This is a genomic window from Marinobacter zhejiangensis (genome assembly GCF_900114775.1).
In the GTDB taxonomy this organism is placed as follows: Bacteria; Pseudomonadota; Gammaproteobacteria; order Pseudomonadales; family Oleiphilaceae; genus Marinobacter; species Marinobacter zhejiangensis.
This window is the reverse complement of record NZ_FOUE01000004.1, coordinates 1-17,603: the sequence shown is the minus strand read 5'-3', so window position 1 is coordinate 17,603 and position 17,603 is coordinate 1. Positions and strand designations below refer to the sequence as shown.

At 56.8% G+C, this 17,603-nt stretch carries 14 protein-coding genes and 2 rRNA genes; 9 read left to right on the top strand and 7 right to left on the bottom strand.

Annotation, left to right across the window (positions count from 1 at the left end; translation table 11 throughout):
* Nucleotides 1-22: 22 nt before the first annotated feature.
* The 5 genes from BMZ67_RS12905 to smrA all read right to left on the bottom strand — a co-directional run bounded on the left by BMZ67_RS12905 (nt 23) and on the right by smrA (nt 4,592).
* Nucleotides 23-1,021, bottom strand: coding sequence for an XdhC family protein (locus BMZ67_RS12905; RefSeq protein ID WP_245749973.1), 999 nt, complete (start codon nt 1,019-1,021; stop codon nt 23-25).
* A gap of 4 nt (nt 1,022-1,025) precedes the next feature.
* Nucleotides 1,026-3,224 carry a xanthine dehydrogenase family protein molybdopterin-binding subunit gene (locus BMZ67_RS12900; RefSeq protein WP_092023326.1) on the bottom strand — a complete coding sequence of 733 codons (2,199 nt, stop codon included), beginning with the start codon at nt 3,222-3,224 and terminating at the stop codon, nt 1,026-1,028.
* 1 nt (nt 3,225) lies between these two features.
* Nucleotides 3,226-3,693 carry a (2Fe-2S)-binding protein gene (locus BMZ67_RS12895; RefSeq protein WP_092023324.1) on the bottom strand — a complete coding sequence of 156 codons (468 nt, stop codon included), beginning with the start codon at nt 3,691-3,693 and terminating at the stop codon, nt 3,226-3,228.
* A 71-nt stretch (nt 3,694-3,764) separates the two neighbouring features.
* On the bottom strand, nt 3,765-3,956 hold the full coding sequence (locus BMZ67_RS12890; protein WP_245749972.1) for a membrane lipoprotein lipid attachment site-containing protein: 192 nt from the start codon (nt 3,954-3,956) through the stop codon (nt 3,765-3,767).
* Between the two features lie 54 nt (nt 3,957-4,010).
* Nucleotides 4,011-4,592 (bottom strand): DNA endonuclease SmrA, encoded by a 582-nt coding sequence (gene smrA / locus BMZ67_RS12885; protein ID WP_092023320.1) that lies wholly within the window; start codon nt 4,590-4,592, stop codon nt 4,011-4,013.
* 172 nt (nt 4,593-4,764) lie between these two features.
* Here smrA and BMZ67_RS12880 point away from each other — a divergent pair, with 172 nt between their 5' ends.
* The 9 genes from BMZ67_RS12880 to BMZ67_RS12840 all read left to right on the top strand — a co-directional run bounded on the left by BMZ67_RS12880 (nt 4,765) and on the right by BMZ67_RS12840 (nt 17,123).
* Nucleotides 4,765-6,678, top strand: coding sequence for a putative nucleotidyltransferase substrate binding domain-containing protein (locus BMZ67_RS12880; RefSeq protein WP_092023318.1), 1,914 nt, complete (start codon nt 4,765-4,767; stop codon nt 6,676-6,678).
* Nucleotides 6,679-6,687: 9 nt separating this feature from the next.
* Nucleotides 6,688-7,386: a 3'-5' exonuclease gene (locus BMZ67_RS12875; protein ID WP_092023316.1), complete on the top strand. Its 699-nt coding sequence runs from the start codon at nt 6,688-6,690 to the stop codon at nt 7,384-7,386.
* Nucleotides 7,387-7,567: 181 nt separating this feature from the next.
* Entirely contained in the window at nt 7,568-7,831 is a 264-nt protein-coding gene (locus BMZ67_RS12870; protein WP_092023314.1) for a DUF4212 domain-containing protein, read from the top strand.
* A gap of 6 nt (nt 7,832-7,837) precedes the next feature.
* Nucleotides 7,838-9,604 (top strand): sodium:solute symporter family protein, encoded by a 1,767-nt coding sequence (locus BMZ67_RS12865; RefSeq protein WP_092023312.1) that lies wholly within the window; start codon nt 7,838-7,840, stop codon nt 9,602-9,604.
* A gap of 99 nt (nt 9,605-9,703) precedes the next feature.
* Nucleotides 9,704-10,207 (top strand): hypothetical protein, encoded by a 504-nt coding sequence (locus BMZ67_RS12860; RefSeq protein WP_092023310.1) that lies wholly within the window; start codon nt 9,704-9,706, stop codon nt 10,205-10,207.
* A gap of 60 nt (nt 10,208-10,267) precedes the next feature.
* Nucleotides 10,268-13,786: a hybrid sensor histidine kinase/response regulator gene (locus tag BMZ67_RS12855; RefSeq protein ID WP_092023308.1), complete on the top strand. Its 3,519-nt coding sequence runs from the start codon at nt 10,268-10,270 to the stop codon at nt 13,784-13,786.
* Entirely contained in the window at nt 13,783-15,426 is a 1,644-nt protein-coding gene (locus BMZ67_RS12850; RefSeq protein WP_092023306.1) for a response regulator, read from the top strand. The genes BMZ67_RS12855 and BMZ67_RS12850 overlap by 4 nt, the downstream gene beginning before the upstream one ends.
* On the top strand, nt 15,423-16,139 hold the full coding sequence (locus BMZ67_RS12845; RefSeq protein ID WP_092023304.1) for a sensor histidine kinase: 717 nt from the start codon (nt 15,423-15,425) through the stop codon (nt 16,137-16,139). The genes BMZ67_RS12850 and BMZ67_RS12845 overlap by 4 nt, the downstream gene beginning before the upstream one ends.
* A gap of 210 nt (nt 16,140-16,349) precedes the next feature.
* Nucleotides 16,350-17,123: a response regulator gene (locus BMZ67_RS12840; protein ID WP_092023302.1), complete on the top strand. Its 774-nt coding sequence runs from the start codon at nt 16,350-16,352 to the stop codon at nt 17,121-17,123.
* Nucleotides 17,124-17,274: 151 nt separating this feature from the next.
* Here the strand turns inward: BMZ67_RS12840 and rrf are convergent.
* A 5S ribosomal RNA gene (rrf, locus tag BMZ67_RS12835) occupies nt 17,275-17,389 on the bottom strand.
* Nucleotides 17,390-17,466: 77 nt separating this feature from the next.
* A 23S ribosomal RNA gene (locus BMZ67_RS12830) occupies nt 17,467-17,603 on the bottom strand; the annotation flags it as partial.

Below are 17,603 nucleotides of genomic sequence, written 5' to 3'. Positions count from 1 at the left end.
TGATTCGGAATAAGTCCGACCATTATAAAGCGGGCTTCGACGCCAGCATATCCCACCGGGCCTGAATCAGATCGGCAACAATGGCGATCGCAATTTCTGCCGGCGTCTTACTGGGAATTTTCACACCAATAGGGGCATGAAGACGCGCCAACTGGGATTCGCCAAGCCCCAGCGAAGCCAGCCGTTCGCGCCGCGCTCGGGACGTTTGTACCGACCCCATGGCCCCTACATAAAAGGCATCACTATTAAGTGCGGCCAGCAGGGCCATATCATCAACCCGGGGATCATGGGCCAGTGCCAGCACACCACTCCAGGTGTCACTGAAGCGTTCATTGACCAGATCGTCAGGCAAAGCCCTCACCAGAGGAACTTCACCCTGCCAGCCCCGTGAAAAGGCCTCCCGCGGTTCACACAGGGTCACATCAAACCCGGCCGCCAAAGCGAAGGATGACACATAACGGGCAACCTCCCCGGCGCCCACCAGCAGGAGTTTACAGGCGGGCGTCAAGGCGTGGAGCAGATGCCCTTCGTCCTCGACAATCCGGCTGCGGTCACCACGGCCCAGGGTTTCGCCAGTTTCCCTGGTGTCACTTCCCCCCAAACTCACATCGCCGGTGGCCAGCTCAATCCTCCGGTATACCGGCTTACGCGCCTCCATCGCCGCCAGCAGCTCCCGGATATGGGCCTGGTGGCGGCCTGGAAACAGGGGTTCAACGTAAAGGCGGATGCGACCGCCGCAGGGCAGCTGAAACGCCGCCCTGTCGTTATCGGTCACCCCATAATCCAGCAGCGCGGGCGCCTCTGGCCGCTGCTCAACACAGCGAGCCAGAAGATCCTCTTCCAGGCATCCGCCAGAGACGGAGCCACTCCAATGGCCTGACTCATTCACCGCCAACCATGACCCTGCGGGCCTGGGTGACGAGCCCCAGGTCTGGACAATGGTACTGAGCCAGACCCGCTGGCCGTCATCAAGCCACTGCTGAATGGACGACAGCACCGCCTGATGCGGGCATCCAACCACCCGATTACGCCTTCAACGGCAGCGCACGCTGACGTTGCCCCGTCAATGCGAAAAGCGCGTTGCCCAGAGCCGGGATAACCGGCGGTACACCGGGCTCACCAACGCCTGTCGGCATTTCGCGACTCTCGATGATGGCCACTTCGACCTCAGGACGCTGGTGATTCCTTAACACCTGGTAGTCATGGAAGTTGCTTTCCTTGACCGCGCCATTCTCGAACGTCACGTTGCCATAGAGCGCGGCCGTAATACCAAAGATCACGCCGCTTTCGATCTGGTCCTTGACGATATCGGGGTTGACGACCTCACCACAGTCAACGGCACAGGCAACCCGGTGAACCCGTATGTTGCCGCCTTCAATACTTGCTTCAACCACCTGGGCGACATAGGTCCCAAAGCTCCGGTGCACGGCAATGCCTCGGGCACGCCCTTCCGGCACTGGCGCTGACCAGTTGCCCAGCTCGGCAGCCCGCTCGAGTACCGCAAGGTGGCGAGGCTCATTTTGAAGGAGCCCACGACGGAACTGATAAGGATCCTGACCCAACTCATGGGCCAGTTCATCCATGAAGGTCTCTACTGCGAAACCATTGTGAGAATAGCCAACCGAGCGCCACCAGGTGATCGGCACACCGGGGTCAACATGGGTATGCCGAACCTCAATGTTGGGAACCTGATAGGGGTAATCGACCGCACCTTCAATGGCCGACACGTCCTTGGGCGTGGCCATGCCTTCCGCCATAAGGCCAACTTTACCCAAGGTGTCGTAGAGGAACTTGGGGGCCCAGGGGTACTGGGCTGGTGCCGCATTGCGCACATACCAATCCAGAATCTGGGGACCAACAATCTGGTGGTGCCAGCCTGTTAACTGGTCACCGGAGATGCTCGCTTTCATACGATGCAGCATTGCCGGGCGATAGAGCCCGTGACGGGTGTCTTCTTCCCGGGACCAGATCAGCTTAACGGGCTTCCGGACCTGATAGGCCACCGCCGCAGCTTCTTCGATGAAGTCCTGGGTCAGCCGTCGGCCAAAACCGCCACCCATGAATGTTGTATGAATATCCACATCGCCAGGAGACAGGTCGGTTACCCGGGCAACGGCGATACGCCCCAGGTCAGGCGCCTGGGTCGGGGCCCACACCTCCATCCGGTCGCCATGGTACACCGCCGTTGCATTCATCGGCTCCATGGCAGCATGGGCCAGGTATGGTTGTTCGTAGGCAACTTCCACAACCCGAGTAGCCGATTCGATAGCCCCTTCAGGATCCCCCTCCTCACGCTCGTTAACGCCGGGGTCTTCCTCAGCAGCCTTGCGATAAAACTCCATAACCGAGGCATTGGATACAGCCAGCGCCTCCTCATTGTTCCATTCGATCTTCAGCGTTTGCTGTGCTTTGCGGGCACGCCAATACTTGTCAGCGACCAGGGCAACACCACGGTCGATGGCAAACACATCCAGCACCCCAGGCATAGCCAGTGCCTGTGTCGCGTCAAACGATGCCAACTTGGCACCGTAACGGGGCGGCCTCGTCACCACGGCGTAAACCATGCCAGGCAACTCAACATCAATACCATACTGGGCGGTGCCGGTTGATTTGGCCATTGCATCCAGGCGGCCGCGACTCTTGCCAATGTATTGCCACTCTTCTGCCGGCTTGAGTGCTGGCTCGTCGGGAACCGTTTCTTTGGCCGCCAGCTCAACCAGCTGACCAAACTTCAGGGCATCACTACCATTGGGGTGCAGCACCTGCCCATTGCTGACCGAACAATCGCCAGGAGCAACCTTCCAGACCCGGGCGGCGGCACTCACCAGCATCTCCCTGGCGCTGGCACCGGCTACCCGCAAGGGCTGCCAACTGGTGGCGAGACTGGTACTGCCACCGGTCATCTGTAATCCGATAGCCGGGTTGATGTAGTCCTTACCTACGGGTGAGAAGCGCACCTGAATGTGCTCAGGAGCAACCCCCAGCTCCTCGGCAATCAGCGTAGTCAGCCCGGTGTAAGCGCCTTGCCCCATTTCGACGCGGGCGAGCGTGAAGTACACCTGGTTGTCCTGGCTCAGCTCAAGCCAGGCGTCTGGCTGCCAGCTGCCACTGTCTTCGCTGAATCCCGTGGGTGTTCCGGCACAGGCGGCAAGGTTCAGGGACACCAACAGGCCACCAGAGCTGGCCGTTGCAACTTTCAGGAAATCACGTCGGTTCATGGTCATGTCATGCCTCTCCCTGCGAGCCAGCAACGGACTGGATGGCAGCGACCATGTTGCTGTAGGTGCCACAACGGCAAATATTGCCGCTCATGGCCGCAGCGATTTCATCTTCGGTCGGGGCCGCGTTGTAAGACAACAGGTGAGCGGCGGTCATCAACTGACCTGACTGGCAGTAACCACACTGGGGCACACCATGATCAACCCAGGCCTGCTGCAACTTGTGCAACGTGGTGGAACCACTGATGCCCTCAATGGTGGTTATCTCCTGGCCTTCCACAGCACTGACGGGGGTGGAGCACGACCGTATGGGGGTACCGTTCAAATGCACCGTGCAGGCACCACATAAGGCTGCCCCGCACCCAAACTTCGTACCTTTGAGACCCAGTTCGTCGCGGATAACCCACAACAGCGGGGTGTCTGCCTCGATCTCAAACGAACGAGACTGCCCGTTTACCATCAGGCTTATGGCCATGGATTTTCTCCCTCAGCTTGTTCTTGGTATTTTTATGCACCGAATGCACGACCCGGCGTTGCAGACCTGAATTACTTGATCACATCCTCACCATTGGTACGCCGCCAGATAACCCGGTTATCGCCATTGTTCACCTGCCCGTTGGTCTGCCAGACCTCCTGGTTGCCAGCGTTGTCATAGGCTCCGTTACTATTCCAAAGCACGCGATCCTTACAACCAGCCAGGGCCAGCATCGCTACGGTAACGATCAGAATTTTTCTCACACGTTTCTCCATCTTCTGGTCAATCTTTCATACTCAGGCACAAGCCGCCGTCAGTCAGCGCCCCGTATTACGCTCACGGCTTTCGCTCTTCTGCCGTTCGCTTTTTCTAACCATTACATAAACCGCACCGGTACCACCGTGGTGTCGCTGGGCGGAGTGAAATGCCAACACCTCATCCAGCTCTGGCAACCACTTGGCAAGATAGCTTTTCAGCTGCGCAATACCGTCTGGATTGCGCTCCCCTTTCCCATGAAGGATCAGCGCAGACCGGACGCCATAATACACACAGTCCCGGATGAACCGGTACACCTCTCGCCGGGCATCTTCAACGGTCATGCGGTGGAGGTCCAATCTGGCCTCAATTGGATACTGGCCTAATCGCAGCTTGCGAAATACACCGTGCTGGACACCCGGTCGTTGCCAGCTCAATACGTCATGGCTGGTCAGTTGCTCCACCACATCAGCGGTCAATGGGTTACGGTCAACCAGGGGTTGAGCCTGCGCTGATCGCTGGCGTTCCAAATGGCCGGGCGTCAATTCCGTGGTCTTTCGGACATCCGCACGATTTGTTTTGCGAATTTTCCGTACACCTTCCATTTCTTGGAGGAAGGTCATTCGCTCTTCTTTCGTTGTCATGACAATAACCGGTCAGAATACTGTGTCCCCTGCACTTTACCACCGGGTAACGGGGCTATAAAGAAACAGGGGTGACTGCCCCCCGATACGACCAAAGGCCAAGACAGTGCAGGCCGACCTTGGTCTAAACTGGGGCTCGAGGACCCCAATCATAAAAACAATGGATCCGGCCATGACTCACTCTCCAGACAATCAACATCCGCAGAATACCCGGGCGATCATGGGATTCCTGCGCGAGCATGCCCCCTTCTCATTCATGGACGAGGCCCACCTCGCTCACTTTGCCGAACACGCCGCGCTGCGCTTTTACGCCGACAACGATGTAGTCCTGTCACCGGACGATGGCACCGTCACCGACTTTTACATCGTCAAGCAGGGCCGGATCAGGGGCGAGCGTACGAACCCCAAAAACGGCCAGGCCGAAACCACGTTCGAAATCAGCCTGGGTGAATGTTTTCCGCTGGCCGCGCTGATCGGTGAACGCCCCACCCGGACCCTACACCGTGCCAGCGGGGACACGTTCTGTCTAAGCCTGGATCATGACAGTTTTGTCACCCTGTTTTCTGAAAGCGACCCGTTCAGGGACTTCTGCCTGCGCGGCGTCAGCAGCCTGCTAGACCGGGTTAACCAACACATTCGCAGCGGAGCCATGGAGTCGATCGGCACCAGCCACTCCCTGGATGCCCCACTGGACCGCTTTGCCTTGCGTAACCCCATTGTCTGCTCCCCGGACACGCCAATCCGGAAAGCCGTGGCGTTGATGCATGAAAACAGCGTGGGCAGCATCATCATCACCGACGACGAGCGTAAGCCCATCGGCATTTTCACGTTGAGAGACCTGAGAACCCTTGTGGCAGAGGCCAGCGCCCCGCTGGAAGCCCCCATTAGCCAGGTCATGACTGCCAAGCCCACCTGCCTTCCTGCCCACGCCGATGCGTTCGAGGCCGCCATGAAGATGGCCGAGCATCATTTTGCACACGTCTGCATCAAGGACAGCGAGAACCGGCTAATTGGCGTGGTCTCAGAACGCGACCTGTTTTCATTGCAACGAGTCGACCTGGTTCACCTGGCGCGCACCATCGGCACAGCAACTCACCTGCGGACCCTGGTAAGCCTGCGCAGCGATGTGTCCAGACTGGTGGACACCATGCTCGCCCATGGCGCGGATTCGGGTCAGGTGGTCAAGATCATCACTACGCTGAACGATGTGACGGTGCGACGGGTGCTGGAGCTGAACCGCCAGCGCCATGACCCGGAAATATCCTTTACCTGGCTGACCTTCGGCAGTGAGGGTCGACAGGAGCAGACGCTGCTGACCGACCAGGACAATGGCATTCTGTTCTCCGTGCCGGATGGAATGACCGAGGATCAGGTTCGCGAAAGACTGCTGCCCTTCGCCGAGTCCGTTAACAAGGACCTGGCCGAATGCGGCTTTACGCTCTGCAAAGGCAACATCATGGCCAGCAACCCCAAGCTATGCCTGAGCGGGCGTGAATGGGACGATTGGTTTATCCGCTTCATCGACGCATCCACCCCTCAGAACCTGGTGTATTCATCCATATTCCTGGATATGCGGGCGGTTTACGGGCCCATGGGGCCCTTGACGGAGTTGCTGGATAAAGTGCTCACCCGCATCCAGAAAAATGCCTTGTTCCAAAAGATGCTGGCTGAGAACGCCCTCAACCGACGGCCGCCACTTACCATGTTCCGGAGCTTCCGTTATGCACCAGACGGCGAGCCTCACACCCTAGACCTCAAGCGCCAGGGGCTCTCGCCCTTCGTGGAGTCTGTGCGGGTGTTCGCCCTGGCTCACGGCGTTGGCGCAGCAAATACACTTGAGAGGATCGATCAGCTGGCAAAGAAAGGCGTTTTCGATACCAAAGATGCAAACGCCTGGAAAGAAGCATACAGCCTGATTCAGGCCATCAGGATGCGAGCTCACCAGGATTTGCTTGATAAACAACAGCCACTTTCAAACTACATCAACCCCGACCACCTGAACCCATTGGACCGTCGGATTCTGCGGGAGTCCTTCCGCCAGGCACAGCGGCTCCAGCAAAAGCTGGAAGTCACATACCAACTGTAGGACGCCCCGATGCTGAATTCTGTAAAGACCTGGCTGAGCCGCTATCGTCAGTCTCACCCTGAACATGGCGAAATGCCTAAGCCGAAGGCACTGCAGCAGCAACCGCTGGAACAGGCTCGTCTGGTGGTTCTGGATCTTGAGACTACGGGGCTTAACCCGGCCAAAGACCAGGTCATTGCTATTGGCGCGGTCGCCATTCGCGGCAATGCCATCGACCTCCGAGACCAGTTCGACCTGATCCTGCGCCGCCCGGAACTCGATATCACGGAAACCGTGCTGATCCACGGCATTGGCCCTGAGGCGCTCACCAAAGGCCACGAAACCGAAGATGCCTTGCTCCATCTTATTGAATGGCTGGATGGCGACCCGGTACTGGCCTACCACTCGGCCTTTGATAAAAAATTCCTGGAAAAGACCCTTCGCCAGCAGCTGGGCTATAGCATGGGACACGCCTGGCTGGATGTCGCCGAGTTGTTGCCCGCTTTTTTTCCCAAGGCAGAAACCGGCGGCCGCGGTCTCGATCACTGGTCGGAGCACTTCGGACTGCAGGCCAGTACCCGTCACCATGCCGCTGCCGATGCGATGGTTACCGCCGAACTGACGCTTATCGTCCTCAATAAGGCGCTAAAAGACGGCATCTTCACACTCTCCCAACTTGACGAAAAACTGCGTCACTGGCGCAAGCTTTCCCGCATGAAGCAGTACTAGTCAACGCCCGCAAACCGGCGCTGCTACGGCGTTTAGACCTTTTGCCAATACCGATCTGGCGGTTGACCGGTAAAGTCTGAAACTGTCAACGGTGGAAAATAATCAATAGATAAAAACCGCTAGCCGCTGTAGCACAACTCTATAAAAACGGTATTAACAACAACAAGAGAGGACTACTGTTATGTCTGGTCATAGCTACGATTCCGAGCAGTACTGGAAAGCCAATCTTCGCCTAATAATAGGCAGCTTGGTTGTCTGGGCACTCGTATCCTATGGATTTGCCATTCTCCTTCGCCCCATGCTTGCAGGGATTCATGTCGGTGGAACCGACCTGGGTTTCTGGTTCGCGCAACAGGGATCCATCCTGGCCTTTATCGTACTGATCTTCCATTACGCCTGGCGTATGAACAAGATCGACGAAAAATTCGGCGTGCATGAGGAGTAAGTACGAATGAGTCAATTTGCCATTAACCTCATGTTCGTTGGAGGCTCGTTCCTCCTCTACATCGGCATCGCGATCTGGGCGAAGGCCGGAAGCACCAAGGACTTCTACGTGGCCGGTGGCGGTGTTCACCCCGTCACTAACGGAATGGCCATCGGTGCAGACTGGATGTCAGCCGCATCCTTTATCTCCATGGCCGGTCTGATTGCTGCCGGTGGGTACGCAAACTCAACCTTCCTGATGGGATGGACCGGGGGATACGTACTGCTCGCCATGCTGCTGGCTCCCTACCTGCGTAAGTTCGGCAAGTTCACGGTTCCCGAGTTTATCGGTGACCGCTACTACAGCAGTAATGCCCGCCTGGTTGCGGTGATCTGTCTGATCGTAGCGTCCGTGACCTACGTTATCGGTCAGATGGCTGGAGCCGGTGTTGCGTTCTCCCGCTTCCTGGAAGTGGATTCAACCATGGGCCTGATCATCGCCGCTGTCGTCGTCTTCATGTACGCCGTGTTGGGTGGCATGAAAGGCATCACCTATACTCAGGTTGCCCAGTACTGCGTACTGATCGTGGCGTACACCATCCCTGCCGTGTTCATTTCCCTGCAACTGACCGGTAACCCGATTCCGGGATTGGGCATGTTCTCCACCCACACCGAGTCCGGCATTCCGCTTCTGGCCAAACTCAACCAGGTGATTACAGACCTCGGCTTCAACGAATATACCGCTGACGTCGATAACAAACTGAACATGGTCCTGTTCACGCTGTCTCTGATGATCGGTACTGCCGGTCTTCCCCACGTCATCATCCGTTTCTTCACCGTCCCTAAAGTAGCTGACGCTCGCTGGTCTGGCGGCTGGGCCCTGGTTTTCATCGCCCTGCTGTACCTGACTGCGCCGGCTGTTGCTTCCATGGCACGTCTGAACCTGATGACCACCATCTACCCAGACGGAACGAGCGCCGAACCGATCCAGTACGATGACCGTCCAAACTGGGTCAAAGAATGGGAAGTCACGGGGCTGATCAAGTTTGAAGATAAAAACGCAGACGGTCGTATCCAGCTCTACAACGATACCCCTGCTTTCGAAACAGAAGCCCAGGCACGTGGCTGGAATGGCAATGAGTTGACTGTGAACCGGGACATCCTGGTACTGGCCAACCCTGAAATTGCCAACCTGCCAGGTTGGGTCATCGGCCTGATTGCCGCCGGTGGTCTCGCCGCCGCGCTCTCCACCGCAGCAGGCCTGTTGCTGGCGATATCGTCCGCGGTAAGTCACGATTTGATCAAGGGACGCTTCAACCCGAGCATTTCGGATAAGGGCGAACTTCTGGCTGCCCGTATATCCATGGGTGTAGCCATCGTGGTTGCGACTTACCTGGGTGCCAATCCGCCGGGCTTTGCGGCTCAGGTGGTTGCCCTGGCCTTCGGTATTGCCGCAGCGTCGCTGTTCCCTGCCCTGATGATGGGTATCTTCTCCAAGCGGGTGAACAACGTGGGAGCAACAGCCGGTATGCTGTCCGGTCTGATCTTCACACTGGTGTACATCTTCATGTACAAAGGCTGGCTCTTTATTCCTGGCACCAACAACCTGGCAGATACCCCGGACAACTGGATCCTGGGCATTTCCCCGCTGTCTATTGGTGCAGTCGGTGCCGTCGTCAACTTTGCGATCGCCTTCGGCGTCTCCGCAATGACCAAGGAACCGCCTAAGGAAATTCAGGATCTGGTCGAAAGTGTTCGCTACCCCCGCGGGGCTGGCACTGCAGTCGATCACTAAGCAATAATGCAGCATCCATTAGAGTTCACTCTATAAGTTGCTGACCCCAAACGGGCTTCCTCAGTGAGGAGGCCCGTTTTTTTTAAGGAAGTTATCACTATGTTTTGGACATTTGTGGCAACGGTGTTTGCCGGCCTGGGTGCTGCCGGTATTGCACTTGGTATCCGCTCAATCACAGGCAAACGAGCCCCAAAGTGGCTTATCCCGGTGTTTGCCGGGCTCGGCATGCTGGGTTACCTGGTTCATGGGGAGTACACCTGGTTTGAGCACAAGACATCCCAGCTTCCCCCGGAAGCACTGGTCGTCGGGCAGGAGCAGTTGAAGAATCCCCTACGCCCCTGGACCTACGTGGTCCCCCAAGTGACCGGATTTACCGTGATCGATACCAACAGCATCGAAACATCACCGAACGATCGTGATGTTCACATGTTTTACCTGTACCGTTTCGAACAGTCCTATACTGATGCGGTAAGCAAGCAGGTTCACTTGCTGAACTGCGCAACCCAGGAACTGATTCCTTTGGACAACGAAGGCAACCCCCAGGTAGAGCAGCTTCGAAAGCTTGCCGATGACGACCGGCTATTTATCGCAGCCTGCTTCTGACAACCTGCCGGCCCTGGCCGGCTTCCGTATTTTCTGACAGGGTAACGAGATCGCTCCACTATGCTCAGCGGCTGGCTGTTAGTCCTCATTTCCATCACGTACATTTCGCTGTTGTTTGCCATCGCCTGGGCGGGCGACCGCCACCCGGGGCTTTACCGTAAGCGTTTTGCCCGAACCAATATCTACGCCCTGTCCCTGGCCGTCTACTTCACTTCCTGGACCTTCTACGGCGCCGTGGGACGGGCCACGCAGGAAGGCATTGGTTTTCTGCCGATTTATCTTGGGCCGTTGCTTGTATTCCTGTTCGGCGCCCCACTGATCCGGCGCATCATCTATATCAGCAAACGCAACAACAGCACCTCCATCGCTGACTTCATTGCCTCTCGCTACGGAAAATCCCAATCCCTGGCAGCGCTGATTGCCCTGGTGGCGTTGATTGGCAGCGTGCCCTACATATCACTCCAGCTGAAAGCCATATCGATGGGCTTCAATGTCCTCTCAAGCCCAGACCTCTCCGACAATACATTGCGCCAATTGCCCTGGGCCGACTCTGCCTGGTATGTCACTCTGGTTCTGGGCGCCTTCACGATCCTGTTCGGAACACGGCACCTGGAGTCCACCGAGCACCACCGGGGCATGATCCAGGCTATCGCCTTTGAGTCGTTCATCAAACTCCTCGCCTTTGTCGCCGTCGGGCTCTTTGTCGGCTTCAGTCTCTACGACGGTTTTGGTGACCTTTTTCACCAGGTATCCCTGGCAGGGTTCACCAGCCAGCTCACGACAGGCACCTTTGACTCCACCGCTTTCCTCACCCAAACCCTGGTAGCCAGTCTTGCCATTCTCTGCCTGCCCCGACAGTTTCATGTCATGGTGGTTGAGAATACCGACCACCGGGACTTCAATGTGGCGCGCTGGGCCATGCCCGCCTACCTTCTGATTGCCAGCGCCTTTGTCATTCCCATCGCTGCAGCAGGCCTGCTCTCCCCTGGCGCCGAAAGCAGTAACCCGGACACACTGATTCTGACCCTCCCCGTGGTTGCTGGTGAGCACTGGCTTGCCATCCTGGCGTTCCTTGGCGGGGTTTCAGCCGCTGCAGCCATGGTTATCGTCTGCTCCATTGCGACCGCAACCATGGTGAGCAACGAAATTGTGATGCCGGCCTTGTTGAAATTCTTCAGGCCACGCATGAATCAGCGCGACGACCTCAGCCGCCTGCTGTTGAGCATTCGCCGCATCGCCATTGTCGGGGTCTTGTTGACAGCCTACGGGTTCTACCGGCTAGCAAGCGCAGACTACAGCCTGACAGCCTTCGGGCTGCTTTCGTTCGCCGCTGCAGCGCAGTTTGGCCCGGCACTCGTCGGCGGGACACTCTGGCGTAACGGAAATCACACTGGTGCTTTCTGGGGACTGCTGATTGGCTTCCTGATGTGGTTTTACACCATGTTGATTCCTGCGCTTGAGTCCACAGGCTGGCTCAACGTCAACCTGATTGAGAACGGCATCCTGGGCCTGGAGTGGACCCGCCCCACCGCGCTGATGGGACTGGAGATGGACCGGATCAGCCACGGGATTATCTGGAGCCTTGGGCTGAATACGGCGATCTATGTTTTCCTCTCCCTGGTCACCCGGCAGCGGGTCCGGGAAAAAATCCAGATTGCTTCGTTCTTCCACGACCCACAGCCACGGGCCGAAACCCCACAGCACCAGGCCTGGGAAGGCGAGATCCTGACCTCAGACCTGCAAGCCCTGGCCGACCGTTTCATGGGTGAAGAAAAGGCCGACGCGCTATTTCGTAACTATGAGCGCCGCAACGCCATTCGGTTGTCACCACAACGGCCGGCCTCCACCCATCTCATGAAATACATTGAGCGGCAACTGGCCTCAGTTATTGGCGCGTCCACCGCCCGGGTAGTGTTGGAGTCCACCCTCACCGGCCGGGACATGCAGATCGAGGACGTCGTCAGCATTGTTGACGAAGCCTCTCAGGCCATGACGTTCAGCCGGGAACTGCTACAGTCCGCGATTGAAAACATCAGCCTGGGCGTCGCGGTGATCAATCATCAGCAACAGGTGGTGGTCTGGAACCAGCGTTACCTGCAACTATTCTCCTATCCAAGAGGGTTTGTCCGGGTCGGGCGCCCGATTGAGGAGCTGATGCGCTACAACCTCACCAGCTCAAACCTGCCTGCGCGCAAGATCGACGAGATTATCGAGAACCGCAGTGAAAGCATGCGCAACGGCGAGCGGGTTTCTTACGAGCGGGAAAGGCCCGACGGAACGGTCATCAAGGTCGAAGGCAGCCCGATTCCAGGGGGAGGCTACGTGACCACATTTCAGGATATTACCGCCATGCGTCGTACCGAGTTGGCCCTGAAAGAAACCAACATTTACCTGGAGCAACGGGTCAAGGAGCGTACTCAGGAACTGCAGGTCATTAATGAACAGATGCTCAAAGCGAAATCGGTGGCTGAACAGGCCAACCAGAGTAAAACCCGGTTTCTTGCATCGGCCAGCCATGACCTGCTTCAGCCACTCAACGCCGCTCGCCTGTTTACCTCAGCGTTGTCGGGAAAAACCCATAACCCGGAAACAGCGGAATTGGTAGAGCATATCGACAGTTCACTGAGCGCTGCCGAAGAAATCATCAGTACCCTGCTTGATATATCCAAGCTGGATGCCGGCGCCCTGGAACCGATGATCAGCCGCTTTCCAATCAGCGATATGCTGCGAAATCTGACCACGGACTTCTCAGCCATTGCTGCCGACCGGGGTCTACAACTGAACGTCGTCACCAGCAGCGCCTGGGTCCGTTCAGACGCCAAATTACTCAGGCGGGTAATCCAGAACCTACTGTCCAATGCCATTCGTTACACACCCACAGGAAAAATTCTGCTGGGCTGCCGGCGATTGAAGGGCTTCCTGCGAATTGAAGTCTGGGATACCGGCCCCGGCATTCCCGAAGACCAGCTGGCCCACATTTTTGAAGAGTTCAAGCGACTGCAGCATGGCCAGGACAGCAAAGGCTTGGGGTTGGGGCTGGCCATTGTCGACCGTATCAGCGGAATGCTGGATCATCCGGTGAATGTGCATTCGATACAGGGCAAAGGAAGCGTTTTCAGCATTACCGTCCCTATCGCGCCCTGCGATGTCCAGAAACCCGCCGAACCTAGCCAGAAGGCCCCTCCACGAGGCGTCTCTACGCTCAGGGGCTTGCACGTACTTTGCATTGATAACGATGCCAAGATACTTCAAGGCATGCAGGCGTTGCTGACAAACTGGGAATGCCGCGTGACGGCCGCAGAAAGCCTTGAAGACGCCCAATCCAAGCTGGGCAACACAGCCCCCGACATCATCCTGGCGGACTACCAGCTGGACAATGACAAGAATGGCCTCGATGCCATGGATGCCATCCGCTCCACCCTGAAGCCAGACTTGCCAGGCATTCTCATTACCGGTTACCTGGGGGCAGAGGTTAAGGAGGATGCACTTGTCCGTGGCTATCAGGTTCTATATAAACCGGTTAAACCAGCGGCTCTAAGAGCGCTGGTCAACAAGTTACTGAAACAGCGAAGACCATGACCGGATCGTCAAGCTACATACACGACAACCCATTCAAGAAACTTCGATACCTCATCATTGATGACTTCGAAAGTTTCCGGCTGTCGATGCGCCAGATGCTCCGTTCTTTTGGCGCCGAACACATTAACGTCGCCAACAATGCCGCCGCCGCCATACAGCGCTGCACCTATGAGCATTTTGACGTTGTCCTGTGTGACTACAACCTCGGCGAAGGCAAGAATGGTCAACACATTCTTGAGGAGCTGAGGCATAAGAAGTTGCTGAAACGAGCGTCTCTTTTCCTGATGGTTACCGCGGAAACCTCAAAGGAAATGGTGATGGGCGCACGGGAATACCAGCCGGACGCCTACCTCACCAAGCCAATCAACCGGGCCATGCTGGAAAAGCGACTTGTCAGTCTGGTGGAACAACGCCGCGCCCTGCTTCCGATCAACCGGGCCATTGACCTGGAGAACTACCCGGAAGCCATTACCCTGTGCCTGCAATCGATACCCAGATTTCCCCGCTATAAGACCTGGCTGCTGAAAACCCTGGCCGACCTGTATCAACGGGTGGGCGATCTTAGCCATGCGGGAAAGATCTATGCCGACGTTCTGGCACAACGGGACCTGTCTTGGGCGCGCCTCGGAAAAGGCAAAGTCCTGCTCGCAGATCAACGCTTTGATGACGCAATAGAGGTACTGAAAGCGCTGGTGGAGGATCATCCCGACTATATGGAAGGGTATGATCTGCTGGCTGAAGCGCAGACCCAGCAGGGGCGTTTGGCTCCCGCCCAGAAGACCCTGCAAAAGGCCACGGAACTCTCTCCCCATGCACTGCTTCGGCAAAAACAGTTGGCGACGGTAGCCCAAGCCAATCACGATATGACGACGGCATCCCAGGCCTGGCGCAAGACCGTCCAGCTCGGTGCTCATTCCATCCATGACCAGGCCAGCCATTACCTGTCACTCGGTTCGGTACTGTGCGAGCTGAGTGATGGCGACACCAGTGACACCGGCCAGGCACAGGCCAACGAAGCCCGATCCGCGCTCGCCAGGATGCAACAACGATTCCCTGATGTACCGGAAGCTTCCGTGAGGAGCCAGTTGATTGATGCGCGACTGTCCGCTGGCCAAGGACAGATCACGGAGGCAGAGCAAGCGCTGTCGTCAATCGCCAATGAGCTGGCCGACCTGGACGAACTGTCGGCCGATGTAAGCCTCGACTACGCCCGGACCCTATTCCGAATAAACCACGCCGACAAGGCGAGATCGATTCTGGGCAGACTGGCCCAACGCTTTGAGCATGACAATCAGGTTCTTCAGCAAATTGAAGCCCTCTTTGACGAGCCAGTCGGGTTCCGCCAGAAAATGGAGGCCCGGAACCTAAACAAGTCCGGCATCCAGGCCTTTGAAGAAGGTAGCCTTGACGGCGCTGCCGACGCATTTCGAAGGGCGTTAAGCATTGTCCCTTCTCACACGGCCCTGAACCTTAACCTGGTTCAGGTGCTTATGAAGCAGTACCACAGCGGGGGCGATCGTCAGGCTTGCCTCACCGAGTGCCAGACTTGTCTTGCCAGGGTAGCCAACCTCCCCGAGCAACACCGCCAATACCCTCGCTACAAGGCGCTGGTGAAAAAGCTGGAGTCTCTACAGCCATGACCGACAACGTTTCAAACAACAGACGAGCCGAAGCGAAAGAGCAAGCCATCGACTTTTCCATGGTTATCGCTTCAGCCGTTCACGACATGAAAAACTCCCTGGGTATGCTGCTTAATTCGCTGGACGAACTCCGTCACGAGCACTCGGAAAGCCTTTCGGACAGCCGTAGCTTCAACACTCTTCAATATGAGGCAGAACGAGTTCACAGTGACCTGGTTCAGCTGTTGGGAATCTATCGACTCGGCGAACAAACCCTCTCAGCGCACATCGAAGAGCACTTTGTCCCCGACTTTCTCGCCAGCCAACTGGCACGCCACCGCCCTCTCCTCACAGGCCACGATATCGCGTATGACATCGTTGCCGACGATATCAATGGCTACTTCGATGATGATTTATTGATTGGGGTACTCAATAACACAGTGAACAACGCCATTCGCTATACCCGTACCCGGGTTCGACTGACGGCACGGGAACAGGATGGGTATCTGGTCATTGGGATTGAGGACGATGGGGAGGGGTATCCTGAACACATGCAGAAAGATGGCCCCGTGAGCTTCAGGTCACTCAACTTCGCCAGCGGCAGTACCAGCCTGGGTCTGTTCTTCGCATCTTCCGTCGCCAGCCTTCACCGCGACGGAGATAGAAGTGGATTCATCCGCGTACGTAACGGTGGCGAGCTTGGGGGCGGCATCTTTGAGATATGGCTACCCTAAGGGGAGAACGCTCATAGCGCCAAAAGGAACTCCCTCACACATTCCCGCGTTTGCCCGGGACCGGTGGAGCCATCAAGTGTAAAGTCAGGGTCGGGGGTGTTAGTCTGCCCCCCAGGAAACAGCACCCTTGGTGCTGATACCCGTGCTATCAACTACAGTACAAAACACGGATGTTCCGGTGTTGCCGTGATTTGGTGGAGGAAATGAATAGTGTCACGCGGTCACGCTCTGATTGTTGACGACTCATCCACGGCCCGAATTATGCTGTCCCGGCTTCTTGAACGGGCAGATCTCACCACGAGCAGTGTGGCATCAGCGGAAGAGGCCTTCCCTCTGCTGGCAAAGAACTCGTTCGACATCATCTTTCTGGACCACCTCCTTCCCGGCATGAACGGCTTCGAGGCGCTGAAAAAGCTGAAGGGGCAGCCGGAGACGAAAGGCATCCCGGTATTCATGTATACCTCTCAGAATGCTGAACGCTATCGGCGGGAAGCCAAAACACTGGGTGCGGCAGGAGTTGTCGGCAAACAGATTGATAGGGCTCAGCTTCTTCGTACTCTGGACGGCATCCTGGATTCCGCCGCGCTCACCGAGCCAGCCGCCGAGCTTTCAGCAACATCCCCTGCCCCTTGGTTGGCTGACGTGTCCCAACAAAGTGCCAACAGCCTGTTTGGACGGATGTCCACCCTTGAAGTTGCCTTTGAGGAAAATGACGAGGAACTGACCAGCTTGCGACACTCCGTGTCTGCCCTTCAAAAGCAGTTTCATGAAGAGCTTCACAGTCAACGAGCCAAACTCCGCATGATCAGCTTCGCCTCTTTCGCAAGCGTTGTACTGCTGCTCTCGCTGGTGGTCTGGCAGTCGCGCCATCTATCCCAGCTTGAAGACCATGTGTCCCAGTTAGAAGACCAGGTTGATGAACAAATGAGCCTGCTACATCGAATTGTTGCTGGCATGGTCGAGCTTATAGAGAAGGAGCCCTGAAGGGTTGCACTCCGTAGTGTCGCTAGGCTCCGACGTCCTGCGCCTGCCGTTGGCAGGCTGGTCACATGGGGGCCGAGGTAGTGGACAGTTGGACCTCGATCCAAAATAAAAAACCCCAGCACATTGCTGTACTGGGGTTTCGGTATTAGGAGCCTGACGATGACCTACTCTCACATGGGCAACGCCACACTACCATCGGCGCAGGACTGTTTCACTTCTGAGTTCGGGATGGGATCAGGTGGTTCCAGACCGCTATGGTCGTCAGGCAAAACTGATGATCACTGGGTAAGGATGAGAAAGAGCTTAGCGATTTCGCGTTATCCGCAATTGTCTTGGGTGTTATATAGTCAAGCCGCACGAGCAATTAGTACTGGTTAGCTCAACGCCTCACAGCGCTTACACACCCAGCCTATCAACGTCCTGGTCTTGAACGGCTCTTAAGAAGGCTCGAGGCCTTAGGGAGATCTCATCTTGGAAGGG